We start from the raw sequence: 13,227 nt of genomic DNA, 5'->3' as shown, positions 1-13,227 counted from the left end.
CCCTGACCCGCCGCAACCCGACCCGCCGCAACCTGACCCGCCGCACTCTGGCGCTCGGCCTCGCCGCCGCCCCCTTCGCCGGGGGCCTGCTGGCGGCCGGCCCGGCGGCCGCGGCCCTGTCCTCGGCCGATCAGGCCTTGGTCAACCGCGCCGTGGCCTATCTGGAAGGGCTGAGCCAGGCCAAGGGCCAGTTCGTCCAGACCGATCCCCGCGGCGTGTCCAGCCGCGGCGAGCTGTTCCTCAAGCGGCCGGGCAAGGCCCGCTTCGCCTATGCGCCGCCTTCGGGCCTGCTGGTGGTGTCGGACGGCAATCTGGTCTCGGTGGCCAACTCCAAGCTGAAGACCTTCGAATCCTATCCCCTGGGCGCCACCCCGCTGTCCCTGTTCCTGGCCCGCCAGATCCGTCTGGACCGGGGGGTGCAGGTGACGCGGGTGAGCCGTCTGGCCGACGGCTTCTCCATCACCGCCCGGGACGGCCGCAAGGAGGCCGAGGGCCAGATCACCCTCAGCTTCCAGGACAGCCCCCTGCAGCTGATCGGCTGGACCATCACCGATCCCCAGGGCCAGTCCACCCGCGTCCGGGTGACCGATCTGCAGCCGGTGAGCAGCCTGGACGACGCCCTGTTCGTCCTGCGCGATCCCCGCAACCTGCGCCCTGGCCGCTCGCGAATGTGACAATCTCACAACAGGCAAGATTCCAAGCGCTTTGGGGTTGACTTTTTAGCCTGTCGTGGCAATTATGACACGCATCGCTGATGGGACCTGCGGGTCTGCGATCGGCGCCGTGCCGGAACCTATCCCCTCCCGGCCGCGGCTTGAGAGACGACTGCCTTGACGCCCGGGGTGCTCCAGTCCCCGGGCGTTTTCTTATGCGCCGATCTGGCTTAAGCCCGCCCCATGCGTCTCCGTATCGCCTCCTGGAACATCAATTCCGTCCGCCTGCGCGCCGAACAGGTGGCCCGCTTCGTCGATGAGCAGGCCCCCGACGTCCTGTGTCTGCAGGAGATCAAGTGCCAGGAGGGGGAGTTCCCCCGCGAGGCCTTCGCCGCCATGGGCCTGCCCCATGTGAAGATCGCCGGCCAGAAGGGCTGGCACGGGGTGGCGATCGCCTCGCGCCTGCCCATCGAGGACGCGCCGGTCCTGAAGGTGTGCCGCGAGGGCCATGCCCGCTGCGTCTCGGGCCGGGTCGCCGGGGTGGAGATCCAGAACTTCTATGTGCCGGCCGGGGGCGACGTGCCCGACCGGGCGCTGAACCCCAAGTTCGACCACAAGCTCGACTTCTTCGAGAGCCTGACCGCCGAGATGGGCCGCCGAGACCCCCAGGCGCCCCTGGCCATCGTCGGCGACCTGAACGTGGCGCCCGGGGAGTTCGATGTCTGGAGCCACCGCCAGATGTCGCGCATCGTCAGCCACACGCCGGTGGAGGTGGCGGCCATGGAGGCGCTGAAGGCCTCGCTCGGCTTCATCGACCTGCCGCGGGCCGCGACCCCGGAGCCGGAGAAGCTGTTCTCCTGGTGGAGCTACCGCGCCGCCGACTTCCGCAAGTCCAACCGCGGCCTGCGCCTGGACCACATCTGGGTCTCGCCGGGGCTCAAGGACGCGGCCTGGCGCACGGGCGCGGTCTCCTCTCGCGTGCATGACGATGTGCGCGCCTGGGAGCGTCCCAGCGACCACGCCCCGGTCAGCGCCGACCTGGCGTTGTAGGTCTGATCGAAATCGCGCCGGCCAGCCCCTAGCCGTTCGGCGCCTGGGCGCCTATCTGCCCGGTTCGGCTGTGGGGAGTGCGCGAGCGTGTCGCCGATCATTTCGGTCAAGGGTCTGACCAAGACCTATGCTGGGGGCTTTTCGGCCCTCAAGGGGGTGGATCTCGACATCCGCCCCGGCGAGATCTTCGCCCTGCTGGGCCCCAACGGGGCGGGCAAGACGACCCTGATCTCCATCATCTGCGGCATCGTCAATCCCAGCGGCGGCCAGGTGCTGGCCGACGGCCATGACGTGGTGCGCGACTTCCGCGCCGCCCGGGCCAAGATCGGCCTGGTGCCGCAGGAACTGTCCACCGACTCCTTCGAAAGCGTCTGGGCCACGGTGCGCTTCAGCCGCGGCCTGTTCGGCAAGCCGCCGAACGACGCCCATCTGGAGAAGGTGCTGAAGGACCTGTCGCTCTGGGAGAAGAAGGACGAGAAGATCATGGCGCTTTCGGGCGGCATGAAGCGCCGGGTGATGATCGCCAAGGCCCTGTCCCACCAGCCCAAGATCCTGTTCCTGGACGAGCCCACCGCAGGCGTCGATGTGGAGCTGCGCCGGGACATGTGGGAGATGGTGCGCCGCCTGCGCGAGAGCGGGGTGACCATCATCCTGACCACCCACTATATCGAGGAGGCCGAGGAGATGGCCGACCGCATCGGGGTGATCCGCAAGGGCGAGATCATCCTGGTGGAGGACAAGAGCGTCCTGATGCGCAAGCTGGGCGAGCGGCGCCTGACCCTGCACCTCCAGGCGCCCATGGCGGCCATCCCCGCCGAGCTGGCCGACGCCCCCCTGCAGCTGGCCGCCGACGGCCACGAACTGATCTACACCTTCGACGCCCAGGCCGAGGACACCGGCATCGCCGCCCTGCTGCGCCGCCTCGACGCGCAAGGGGTGGACTATAAGGACCTCCAGACCAAGCAGAGCTCGCTGGAGGATATCTTCGTCAGCCTGGTGAGGGCGAATTGATGAACCTCTACGCCGTCAAGGCCATCTACCAGTTCGAGATGGCGCGGACCTTCCGCACCCTCATGCAGTCCATCGCTTCGCCGGTGATCTCCACCTCGCTCTATTTCGTGGTGTTCGGCTCGGCCATCGGCTCGCGCATGGTGGAGATCGACGGGATCAGCTACGGGGCCTTCATCATCCCCGGCCTGATCATGCTGACCCTTTTGACCGAGAGCATCTCCAACGCCTCGTTCGGCATCTACATGCCCAGGTTCTCAGGGACCATCTACGAGGTGCTTTCGGCGCCCATCTCGGCGGTGGAGATTGTCGCCGGCTATGTGGGGGCGGCGGCCAGCAAGTCGATCCTGCTGGGGCTGATCATCCTGGCCACGGCGCGCATCTTCGTCCCCTACGAGATCGCCCACCCCCTGGTCATGGCCGGTTTCCTGGTGCTGACGGCGGTGACCTTCAGCCTGTTCGGCTTCGTCATCGGCATCTGGGCCGACGGCTGGGAGAAGCTGCAGATCATCCCCATGCTGGTGGTGATGCCGCTCACCTTCCTGGGGGGCAGCTTCTATTCCATCAGCATGCTTCCGCCGGTCTGGCAGACCATCACCCTGTTCAATCCGGTGGTCTATCTGGTGAGCGGCTTCCGCTGGAGCTTCTATGGGGTCTCCGACGTGGCCATCGGGGTCAGCCTGGCCATGACCTTCGGCTTCATGCTGCTGTGCCTTGCGGCCATCGCCTGGATCTTCAAGACGGGCTACCGCATCAAGACCTGAGCGGCGGGCCGGGGTTTTCGTTGGACGGGCGCTGTGAACCGATAACGGGTCCCACCTGTCGGAATCCGCCCTCTATTCGTCTTCTTCGAAGCGGGCGCTGACCAGGGCGCACAGGGCGTCCAGGGCGGCCTGCGCCTCGGCGCCCTCGGCGCGGATGTGGATGGCGCTGCCCGGCCCGGCGGCCAGCATCATCAGGCCCATGATCGAGCGGGCGTCCACGGTCTGACCGTCCTTGGAAACCTCGACCTCGGCCTCGAAGGTCGAGGCCAGCTTGACGAACTTGGCCGAGGCCCGCGCATGCAGGCCCCGCTTGTTGATGATCTCGACGCTGCGTTCGAGGCTCATTTGTCGCCGGCGAGCACGTAGGAAGCCACGGAAATGTACTTGCGACCCGCATCCTGGGCGGCGGAGACGCAGTCCTCCAGGCCGCAGCGACCCCGCACGCTGGCCAGCTTGATCAGCATGGGCAGGTTCAGGCCGGCGATCACCTCGGCCTTGGTCTGCTCCATCACCGAAATGGCCAGGTTCGAGGGCGTGCCCCCGAACATGTCGGTGAGCAGAATGACACCGTGGCCGGAATCGGCCCGGGCGCAGGCGGCCAGAATATCCTGGCGGCGGCGCTCCATATCGTCCTCCGGCCCGATGCAGATGGCCTCGACCGCGCGCTGCGGTCCCACCACATGCTCCATCGCCGAGACGAATTCTGCGGCCAATCGCCCGTGAGTGACGATCACGAGCCCGATCATGCCCACGCTCTCAAAGGAAATCCCCTGTCGGCCGCGCGCGAGTTAGCGGCCAAGCGCGTTGTGATACGCGCCTTCTGCGCCTCATCCAAGATGGTCCAGACCGCGGCGTAGCTTCGCAGGGGCGGAATCTTCCACCAGAGAGAGGGTGATGGCGGCTATCTCCACCCCAAGATGTGTCACGGTTTCGCGATCTGGCCATCGCTCGCCGGCGCCCGAGCGGGCCGCCAGGGCCACTTCGGCGAAGGCCAGGGCGGGCTGCCCCAGCACGCCGAGGGGCCGGATCTCCATCAGGCCGGCCAGCCGATCGGGCGCCCGGCCATAGAGGCGGCCGCCCGAGGTCCACAGGAGCACCCGGTCATCGGCCACCAGGCGAAAGCCCCGTTCCAGGCACCGCAGGGCCAGGTCGCTCTTGCCCGAGCCGGACGGCCCCTCGATGAGCACCCCGCGCCAGCGGCCCTGGCTGCGCAGGGCGATCAGGCCCGCATGGGCGATCACCGCCGGGACTCCGGCAGGCTCACCAGGAAGCGGGCGCCGATCACCGGGCTTTCCGGGTCTGCGGGATCGGCGTGGCGGTTCTCGGCCCGCACCTCGCCCCCGTGGGCCTGGACGATCTGACGCACGATGGACAGGCCCAGGCCCGAATTGCCGCCGAAGGCCGCCCCCTTGGGCCGCGAGGTGTAGAAGCGCTGGAAGATGGTCTCCAGATTCTCAGGCGGGATCCCCGGGCCGTCGTCCTCCACGGTGATCAGGGCCGCGCCCTTCTGCCGGCCAAGCCCCACCCGCACCTCGCCGCCAGGCGCGCTGAAGGAGCGGGCGTTGTCGATGAGATTGCGGAGCACCTGGCCCAGCGCCCCTTCCTGGCCGGAAACCAGCAGCGTCTCGATCCCTTCGGCGGGCTGGAACACGGGCCGGGCCTCGTCTTCGCGCAGGGTGGCCTGATAGAGGCCCACCACCTCGCCGATCAGGCGGCGCAGGTCCACCGGGGTCGGCGTCTCCCGCGACAGTTCGGCGTCCAGGCGCGAGGCGTTGGAGATGTCGGTGACCAGCCGGTCCAGGCGCTGCACGTCGTTCTGCAGCACGGCCATCAGCCGCTCGCGCAGGGCCGGGTCCTCCACCAGGCCGAGGGTCTCCACCGCCGAGCGCAGGGAGGTGAGCGGGTTGCGGATCTCGTGGGCCACGTCGGCGGCGAAGCGCTCAATGGCGTCGATGCGCTCCGACAGGGCGTGAGTCATGTCCTCCAGCGACCGCGACAGGTCACCCAGCTCGTCATCGCGGCGGGAGATGTCGGGCACCGAAATGGCCCGCGCCCGGGCCAGGCGCACCCGGTCGGCGGCCCGGGCCAGCCGCCGCACCGGCTGGGCGATCAGCCGGTTAAGCAGCAGGGAGGAGACCAGCGAGACGCCGATGGCGATGAGGATGAAGGGGATCAGCGCGGCCCGTTCGGCGGCGATGATCTCGTCCACGTCCCGGGCTTCCAGGGTCAGCACCCCCAGGACCGCCTTGACGTGCTGGATGGGGATGGAGACCGAGACCACCCGCTCGCCGTCGGCGCCCACGCGCAGGCCCGCCCAGTGGACGCCGCGCAGGGCGGTGTTCACCTCGGCCTTGAGGGCGGCTTCGGCCCGGGCGGCGGCGGCGTCATCGCGCGAGGCGCCGTCCCGCTGCAGGTTGAGGTCGAGGCCCGGCCCGTCCTCCCGCGCGCGGGCCGGCGGCAGGATGCGCCACTCCACCCGGTCGGTCACCCAGTAGGAATCGGCCACCAGCCGGCCCTGCGCGTCGAACAGTCGGGCCCGCTGGGAGCGGGGGTTGGATAGAAGCTGCAGGATTTCCGACGCATAGGTGGCGTCCATCATCGGCTCCGGCTCGCCCACGGTGGCGGCCTGGTCGATGATGGTGGCGAGCAGCTCGCCCTGGGTGGTCAGGCTGTCGATCCGCGCATTGACCAGGCCGCGCCGAAGCTCGTTCAGCACCAGGGCGCCGGAGATCAGCACCGCCAGGCCGAACAGGTTCAGGACGATGATCAGCCGCCCCAGGCGCGAGCCGGGCATCCAGCGCAGACCCAGCCGCCTGGGCGGGCGGCGCGGACGCGGCTCAGATTTCGCGGTATCGGTATCCGACGCCATAGAGGGTTTCGATCGCGTCGAATTCGGGGTCGACCTCACGGAATTTCTTACGCATCCGCTTGATGTGGCTGTCGATGGTGCGGTCGTCCACATAGACCTGATCGTCGTAGGCGGCGTCCATCAGATTGTCGCGGCTCTTCACGAAGCCGGGGCGCTGGGCCAGGGACTGGAGCAGCAGGAACTCCGTCACCGTCAGCTTCACCGGCCGGCCTTCCCACAGGCAGTCGTGGCGGGCGGGATCAAGCGTCAGCTTGCCCCGCTTCAGGGCCCGGGCCTCCACCTCCGCGGCGGCGGGGCCGGCGGTGGTTTCGCCGCCGTCGGCGCCGGCCCGGCGCAGAACGGCCTTGACCCGCTCCAGCAGCAGGCGCTGGCTGAACGGCTTGTGGATGTAGTCGTCGGCCCCGAGGTTGAAACCCAGGATCTCGTCGATCTCGTCGTCCTTGGAGGTGAGGATGATCACCGGCAGGTCGCTGGTCCGGCGCAGGCGGCGCAGCACCTCCATGCCGTCCATGCGCGGCATCTTCACGTCCAGGATCGCCAGGTCGGGCGGCTCGTTCTCCAGGGCCGCGAGACCCGCGGCGCCGTCGAAAAAGGCCTTCACGGCGTGGCCGTGGCTTTCCAGGGCGAGGCTGACCGAGGTGACGATGTTCTCATCGTCGTCCACCAGGGTGATATTGGCCATGGGCAGAAGCTGCTCCTGCAAGTCTTCGGTGTCGTCTGTGTCAGGCTAGTGGGCGCCGCTCATGGCCTCAATGTGGCTAAGAGCGCCGGAACGAGATTAAATCCCTGAAACAAAGCGCCGTTCCCGTCCTCAATGGGACCTTAATTCTATTCGGCGAACATCTTCCCAGGTCCTGGGGAGCGACCCGAATGGAACGCGCCAAAGTGCATTATGAGGTTTTCGTCCGAAAGACGGTGAACGCCGGCTGGACGCTGGAGATGGCCACGGAGAGCCGCAATCAGGCGATTGCGGTGGCTGAAGAGCTGATCGCCGAGCGCCGGGTGGCGTCCGCGCGGGTCACCAAGGAGACCATGGACCTGGAGACCAACGAGTTCCAGACCGTGGTCATCCAGTCCCTGGGCCTGCCCGACAAGGCCAAGGCCAAGCCGGCGCCGGAACGCACCGACCCCCTCTGCGTCACCCCGCAGGATCTCTACACCGTCCACGCCCGCGAGCGGATCGGCCGCCTGCTGGACACCTGGCTGACCCGCCACAAGGCCACGCCCTTCGAGCTGCTGCACCGGGCCGACCTGGTGGAGAAGCTTGAGGCCTCCGGCGTGGAGCTGCAGCACGCCATTCAGAAGATCGCCGTGCCCGAGGCCCAGGCGAGGGGCCTGTCGGTGCACGAGATCATGCGCACCTTCCAGGGCCTGGTGGAGCGCGCCATCCAGCGGCTGATGGCCGACACCCGCCGGGGCGACCTGCCCGACGTGGACAAGGAGGGCTTCGCCGCCGCCGCCGAGCGGGTCGCCCAACAGCCCGAGCGCGCCTATCTGCTCGGGGCCGGGGTGGCGGCCTCCATCGCGCCGGCAAGGGACTGGAGCGACAAGGTCTCGCGCCTGCTCGACCTGGCCGACGCCGCCCCTGTGGCCGGCCCGCCCCGGGGCCTGGCCCTGCAGGTCATCGAACAGCCCCTGGCCGAGATTCTCGGCTCGTCGGCCGGGCTGGAGGGCCTGATCGGGCGCGACCTGGACCTGGGCGTGCGGCTGGCGGCCATGACGCGACTGGCGGCCCATGACGCCGTGGAGGCCCTCATCCGGGTCGAGCCGTCCGTGGCCAAGATCATGCCCGAGCTGTCGGAGCCGGCCCAGCGCCTGGCCCGGTGGCTGGCCACCGAGGACTTCCGCGCCGTGCGCAGCGCCATCACCCGCCGGGTCCTGAAGGAGCTGAACGGCGTCCGCCGGCTGAAACCCGCCGATGCGGCCGGGGAGATCGACCTGCTGCGGGGCCTGGCCATGGCGCTCACCGCCGCGGCCGGCGAGCTGATCCCCCTGGACGACGTGCACGAGGCCTTCGTGGCCCGCTCGCGGATGCTGGTCACCAGCGAGTTCGTGGAAGCCTATCTGGGCAAGAACCAGGCCTCGTCCGCCGAGGCCGAAGCCCTCATGTGGCTGGTGGAGAACGTCATCGGCGCGGCCAACAAGCGCCAGGGCGTCCGCTGGCTGTCGGCCATCGTGCATTCCCTGGCCTTCGAGAAGGACATCCGCAATGCGGAGGCCTCCGCCGCCCAGCGTCTGCTCACCCTGGCCAAGCTGCACCGCCAGGTGGGCCGGGCCGGTCTGGCGGCCGAGGATGTGGCCCCCCTGCAGATGAAGCTGGGCGATCTGGGCGGGCTGGTGGAGGCCGACGCCAAGGTCACCGCCACCCTGGCCCGCGCCAACGCCCCCCTGACCCAGCGCCTGACCCTGCTGCTGAAACTGGCCTGCGGCGAGGCCGCCCCGCCAGGACCGGCCGGAGACCGGGCCAAGGTGGAGGCGCTGAAACTCATGCGGATGGACGAGACCCGCGAGGAGCTGGCCCGCTCCCCCGAACGCATGACCGAGGTGCGCAACCTGTTCCAGGCCGCGGGCGTGGCGGCCTAAATCCTGTCGCCGAGGCCCAGGGTCCGGGCGAGGCCTGAGACCACCCGCTCGACGCCCGCCTCGTCCAGCCCCGGATAGAGCGGCAGGCTGAGCGCGCGCGCGTACCAGGCCGCCGCGCCGGGCAGGGCCTGATCGCCGTAGCGGCGGCGGTAATAGGGCTGGGTGTGGACGGGGATGTAGTGGACCTGGGCGCCGATCCCCTGCCGGGCCAGGCCCTCGATCACGGCCTTCCGGCTGACTCCCAGCGCCTCGAAATCGGCCAGGATCGTCAACAGGTGCGGCGCGGTGCGGCTCCATTCGGGGTCATGGGCCAGACGCAGATGGGGCGACAGCCCCTCCAGACGCCGGGCATAGGCGAGGCTCAGGGCGCGCCGCGCGCTCACGAACCGGTCGAGCTTGGCAAGCTGCGAGCGGCCGAGCGCGCAGAGAATGTCGGGCAGGCGGTAATTATAGCCGGGGCTGTCCATCTCATACCACCAGGGGTCGCCGCCTTCTGGGCGCACCATGCCGTGGCTGCGGGCCAGACGCAGGCGCTCGGCCAGGCCCGCGTCCGCCGTGACCACCATGCCCCCCTCGCCGGTGGCGATGGTCTTCACCGGATGAAAGGAGAAGGTCGAAGCCGCGCTCCAGTCGCAGGCGCCCACGGGCCGCTCGCCCGCCTCGGACCGGTGCGCCGATCCCAGGGCGTGGCAGGCGTCTTCCACCAGCACCGCGCCAGCGTCCTGCGCCAGGCGGGCCAGGCCCGGCAGGTCGGCCACGGCGCCGCGCAGGTGCACGGGCAGAACCGCCGCCACCCGGCGCCCGCCGGCCCGCTGCAGGGCCTCGGCCAGGTGGTCGGGCCCCATCAGGCCGCTCTGGGGGTCCACATCGCTGAAGACCACCTCGGCGCCCACATAGCGGGCGCAGTTGGCGGTGGCCAGGAAGGTGACGGAGGGGACGATGCACACGTCGCCCTCGCCCACCCCCAGGGCCATCATGGTCATGTGCAGGGCCGCGGTGCCGTTGATGCAGGCCACCGCATGGGGCGCGCCCACCGCCTCGGCGAAGGCCGCCTCGAAGGCCCCCACCTGCGGCCCGGTGGTCAGGAAGTCGCCGCGCAGGGCCTCGGCCACCGCGGCGATGTCGTCCTCTTCGATCACCTGTCGCCCATAGGGCAGGAAGGGCTCGGCCATGGCGCGCCTCAGTCGGTGGCGCGGCGCCGGCGGCCGGCCGGGGGTTCGGACACCAGGTCCAGCAGGGCCTGGCCGCTCAACCATTCGTCATTGCTGTCGCTGGCGTAGGAGAAGTCCTCGGCCACCACGGGATGGGCCGCGGAAAACGGCGTCCTCGCATATTCCACAAAGGCCGGCTCGATGGCGTAGCGGTCGCCGAGGTCGGCGGTGGAGCGGGCGTCGTCGGCGGAGATCATCATCTCGTGCAGCTTCTCCCCGGGCCGGATGCCGATGACCTTCTGGGGAAGGCCAGGCGCCATGGCGGCGGCCAGATCGACAATGCGGGCGGACGGAATCTTGGGCACGAAGATCTCGCCCCCGCGCATCATCTCCAGGGAGGAGAGGACGAAATCCACCCCCTGGTCCAGGGTGATGAGGAAGCGGGTCATGCGCGGGTCGGTGATGGGCAGTTCGCTGGCCCCGCGGGCGATCAGCCGCTGGAAGAGGGGCGCCACAGAGCCTCGCGAGCCCGCCACATTGCCGTAGCGCACGACGGAGAAGCGGGTGCCGATGTCCCCGGCCAGATTGTTGGCCGCCACGAAGGTCTTGTCCGAGGCCAGCTTGGTGGCGCCATAGAGATTGACCGGATTGCAGGCCTTGTCGGTGGACAGCGCCACCACCTGCCGCACCCGGTTGGTCAGGCAGGCCCAGACCACGTTCTCGGCGCCGAGCACATTGGTGTGGATGCACTCCGAGGGGTTGTACTCCGCCGCCGGCACCTGCTTGAGGGCCGCGGCGTGGACGACGATATCCACCCCCCGAAGGGCGAGCGTCAGCCGCTCGCGGTCGCGCACATCCCCCAGGAAGAAGCGCATGGCCGCCATGGCCTGCGGCCCGAACCGTTCGGACAGGTCGATCTGCATCTCGTGCTGCTTCAGTTCGTCGCGGCTGTAGACGATGAGCTTGCGAGGCTTGAAGCGGGAAAGAACGGTTTCCACGAACCGCCGCCCGAAGGAGCCGGTGGCGCCGGTGACCAGGATCACCTTGCCGTCGAGATCGAGGGATTGGGGCGCGAAACGGGCCACGGGCGGCCTCCGATGCGGTCTTGGGCGAATCTGCCGCAGTCAGTCTCCGACCGCCCCGTAAAGAGACCGCTAACCATAGGTGCGGCACCCTGTCCTCATGGACGACAAGCCCACCTCCCGGCGTCGCGCCCTGCTGGCGGCCCTCGCGGCGGCGCCTGCGGTGCTGGCGGCGGCGGGCGCCCAGGCGGCCGGCCCGGCCAAGGGGGACAAGAAGAAGGGCGGCGGCGCCAGCTTCCTCCAGCTCACCACCCTGACCGCCAGCGTCGCCGGACCCCGGGGCCGGCGGGCCATTCTGACGGTGGAGCACGGCCTGGACATTCCCGACGAAAAGCTCCGCGCCCACGCCGAGCTGTCGCAGCCCAGGCTGCGGGCGGCCTTCACCCAGACCCTGCAGCTCTATGGGTCGGGCCTGGCCGCCCAGGCCCTGCCCGACGCCGACTACATCGCCCGCATGCTCCAGCGCGACACCGACCGGGTTCTCGGCAAGGCCGGCGCCAAGCTTCTTCTGGGAACGATCCTGGTGAACTGAGGCCTGAGCGTGCGGGCCTCGGCTCGGCGCTGTGGCCTCAGTTGGGGCCTCAGTTGGGGCCGGGGCGCGCCAGCAGGGTCTCGCGGGGCTTGGCCCCGAGGATCCGCCCGCCCTCGGGGGCCTGGACCAGGATCAGGGTCTGCAGGCCGTCTTCCTTGGCTTCGGGCAGGGTGTAGGCCGTGGGGCGGCCGCGCCAGACCCCCAGGCGGACGATCTCGCGCACCACATTGCGCTGCTCCAGGGTCTGGCCCCGGTTCTCGCCGCGCCGGACCACCACCTCCCGGGGCTGGGGATCATAGCGCACCATCCACACCTCGCCGCCGCCGCGGGGCGCGGGGCCGGAGCCCACATCCACACGGCGCGGCCCGATGAACTGGATGTCCGGCGCAGGCCCGCGGGTGCGGGCGGCCTCGTTCAGCAGGTCCTCGACCTTGCCGGCCTCCACCGCCGAGGCCTGGCTCATGCCGTGGATGACCAGTTGCGGGGTGTAGGGCTCGCGCAGGGCCAGGGGGGCCAGATAGGCCTTCTGCCGCTCGGCGAACTCGGGCTTGGCGAAGGTGTCGGCCCAACCCAGATAGTCCCAGTAGTCCACGGGGAAGGTCAGGGCCACCACGCCCGGCCGCTCGGCCAGGCTGTTGACCAGGCCATTGGCCTCCACGCAGGCCGCGCAGCCCTGGGCGGTGTAGAATTCCACCACCACCGGCGGCTTGGCCGCCAGGGCCGCCGCAGGCGTGATCAGGAACAGGAGTGCTGCAAGCGCCGCCGTCTTCATGGGGGCGAAATAAAGCGGACTTGGAGGCAAAGCGCGTCTCAACAAGGTGTGAGCGGGCGGTGTCATGGGGTTCTGGCGCCGGAATTCAGGGTCCCTCATGAAAAAGGGGCCGCAACAGACGCTGCGGCCCCCTTCCCGTTCAAGTCGCCCCAGCGACGCCGGAGGCTCAGGCCTCCTGAGCCGCCAGGTTGCGCAGGACGTAGTTCAGCACGCCGCCGTTCTTGAAATACTCCAGCTCGGTAGGCGTATCGATCCGGCAGCGGACCGGGAAGCGCGCCACCCGGCCGTCGCCGGCCCGGTAGAGTTCGACGGTCAGCTGCTTGCGGGGGGACAGGTCCTGCAGGCCGCGGATGGAGACGATCTCCTCGCCCGTCAGGCCCAGCTTCTGCCAGCCCTCCTGGGTGAACTGCAGGGGCAGGACGCCCATGCCCACCAGGTTGGAGCGGTGGATCCGCTCGAAGCTCTCGGCGATCACCGCGCGCACGCCCAGGAGCTTGGTGCCCTTGGCCGCCCAGTCGCGGGAGGAGCCGGTGCCGTATTCCTTGCCGGCGAAGATCACCAGCGGGCGGCCCTCGGCCTGGTAGCGCATGGCCGCGTCATAGATGGCCATCACGTCGCCGGTGGGGAAGTGCTTGGTCACCCCGCCTTCGATCTCCGGGGTCAGCTTGTTGCGGATCCGGATGTTGGCGAAGGTGCCGCGCATCATCACCTCGTGATTGCCGCGGCGCGCGCCGTAGGAGTTGAACTCCGACTGCGGCACCTG

The 13,227-nt window shown here is 69.5% G+C and carries 14 protein-coding genes and 1 pseudogene; 6 read left to right on the top strand and 9 right to left on the bottom strand.

Translation table 11 applies throughout. From position 1 onward, the window contains the following. The first annotated feature begins 2 nt into the window (after positions 1-2). The 4 genes from V7D28_RS09695 to V7D28_RS09680 all read left to right on the top strand — a co-directional run bounded on the left by V7D28_RS09695 (position 3) and on the right by V7D28_RS09680 (position 3,475). Entirely contained in the window at positions 3-674 is a 672-nt protein-coding gene (locus V7D28_RS09695) for a LolA family protein (RefSeq protein ID WP_442957921.1), read from the top strand. A gap of 222 nt (positions 675-896) precedes the next feature. Continuing rightward, positions 897-1,703, top strand: a complete 807-nt coding sequence (xth, locus tag V7D28_RS09690) for an exodeoxyribonuclease III (protein WP_333587179.1) — start codon at positions 897-899, stop codon at positions 1,701-1,703. A gap of 87 nt (positions 1,704-1,790) precedes the next feature. Beyond that, positions 1,791-2,714: an ABC transporter ATP-binding protein gene (locus V7D28_RS09685; protein WP_333587178.1), complete on the top strand. Its 924-nt coding sequence runs from the start codon at positions 1,791-1,793 to the stop codon at positions 2,712-2,714. After that, positions 2,714-3,475, top strand: a complete 762-nt coding sequence (locus V7D28_RS09680) for an ABC transporter permease (protein ID WP_333587177.1) — start codon at positions 2,714-2,716, stop codon at positions 3,473-3,475. The genes V7D28_RS09685 and V7D28_RS09680 overlap by 1 nt, the downstream gene beginning before the upstream one ends. Positions 3,476-3,547: 72 nt before the next feature. Here V7D28_RS09680 and V7D28_RS09675 read toward each other — a convergent pair whose 3' ends face one another. The 5 genes from V7D28_RS09675 to V7D28_RS09655 all read right to left on the bottom strand — a co-directional run bounded on the left by V7D28_RS09675 (position 3,548) and on the right by V7D28_RS09655 (position 7,026). Next, positions 3,548-3,820, bottom strand: coding sequence for an HPr family phosphocarrier protein (locus V7D28_RS09675; protein WP_333587176.1), 273 nt, complete (start codon positions 3,818-3,820; stop codon positions 3,548-3,550). Beyond that, positions 3,817-4,221, bottom strand: a complete 405-nt coding sequence (locus V7D28_RS09670; protein WP_333587175.1) for a PTS sugar transporter subunit IIA — start codon at positions 4,219-4,221, stop codon at positions 3,817-3,819. The genes V7D28_RS09675 and V7D28_RS09670 overlap by 4 nt, the downstream gene beginning before the upstream one ends. Positions 4,222-4,302: 81 nt before the next feature. Further along, positions 4,303-4,716: an HPr kinase/phosphorylase gene (locus V7D28_RS09665; RefSeq protein WP_333587174.1), complete on the bottom strand. Its 414-nt coding sequence runs from the start codon at positions 4,714-4,716 to the stop codon at positions 4,303-4,305. Next, positions 4,713-6,344, bottom strand: coding sequence for an ATP-binding protein (locus tag V7D28_RS09660; protein ID WP_442957920.1), 1,632 nt, complete (start codon positions 6,342-6,344; stop codon positions 4,713-4,715). Before V7D28_RS09660 ends, V7D28_RS09665 begins: the two co-directional genes overlap by 4 nt. After that, positions 6,313-7,026, bottom strand: a complete 714-nt coding sequence (locus V7D28_RS09655) for a response regulator transcription factor (RefSeq protein ID WP_333587172.1) — start codon at positions 7,024-7,026, stop codon at positions 6,313-6,315. The genes V7D28_RS09660 and V7D28_RS09655 overlap by 32 nt, the downstream gene beginning before the upstream one ends. Before the next feature lie 188 nt (positions 7,027-7,214). On the opposite strand from V7D28_RS09655, the gene V7D28_RS09650 reads away from it, so the two are divergent. Beyond that, complete coding sequence (locus V7D28_RS09650; RefSeq protein ID WP_333587171.1) at positions 7,215-8,927, top strand: hypothetical protein; 1,713 nt, start codon at positions 7,215-7,217, stop codon at positions 8,925-8,927. Here the strand turns inward: V7D28_RS09650 and pseC are convergent. Together pseC and pseB are read right to left on the bottom strand one after the other, a co-directional pair. Next, entirely contained in the window at positions 8,924-10,099 is a 1,176-nt protein-coding gene (pseC, locus tag V7D28_RS09645) for a UDP-4-amino-4,6-dideoxy-N-acetyl-beta-L-altrosamine transaminase (protein ID WP_333587170.1), read from the bottom strand. The genes V7D28_RS09650 and pseC overlap by 4 nt on opposite strands. An 8-nt stretch (positions 10,100-10,107) precedes the next feature. Continuing rightward, positions 10,108-11,163 (bottom strand): UDP-N-acetylglucosamine 4,6-dehydratase (inverting), encoded by a 1,056-nt coding sequence (gene pseB, locus V7D28_RS09640; RefSeq protein WP_333587169.1) that lies wholly within the window; start codon positions 11,161-11,163, stop codon positions 10,108-10,110. Between the two features lie 79 nt (positions 11,164-11,242). Here pseB and V7D28_RS09635 point away from each other — a divergent pair, with 79 nt between their 5' ends. Next, on the top strand, positions 11,243-11,692 hold the full coding sequence (locus V7D28_RS09635; RefSeq protein WP_333587168.1) for a hypothetical protein: 450 nt from the start codon (positions 11,243-11,245) through the stop codon (positions 11,690-11,692). A gap of 49 nt (positions 11,693-11,741) precedes the next feature. Here V7D28_RS09635 and V7D28_RS09630 read toward each other — a convergent pair whose 3' ends face one another. Both V7D28_RS09630 and V7D28_RS09625 read right to left on the bottom strand, forming a co-directional pair. After that, complete coding sequence (locus V7D28_RS09630) at positions 11,742-12,464, bottom strand: DUF1223 domain-containing protein (protein WP_333587167.1); 723 nt, start codon at positions 12,462-12,464, stop codon at positions 11,742-11,744. A gap of 166 nt (positions 12,465-12,630) precedes the next feature. Further along, positions 12,631-13,227: pseudogene (locus V7D28_RS09625) on the bottom strand (aconitate hydratase); the annotation flags it as partial.

Source organism: Phenylobacterium sp. (assembly GCF_036723115.1).
In the GTDB taxonomy this organism is placed as follows: Bacteria; Pseudomonadota; Alphaproteobacteria; order Caulobacterales; family Caulobacteraceae; genus Phenylobacterium.
The sequence above is the reverse complement of the archived record's forward strand: the minus strand, read 5'-3'. Positions and strand labels throughout refer to the sequence as shown.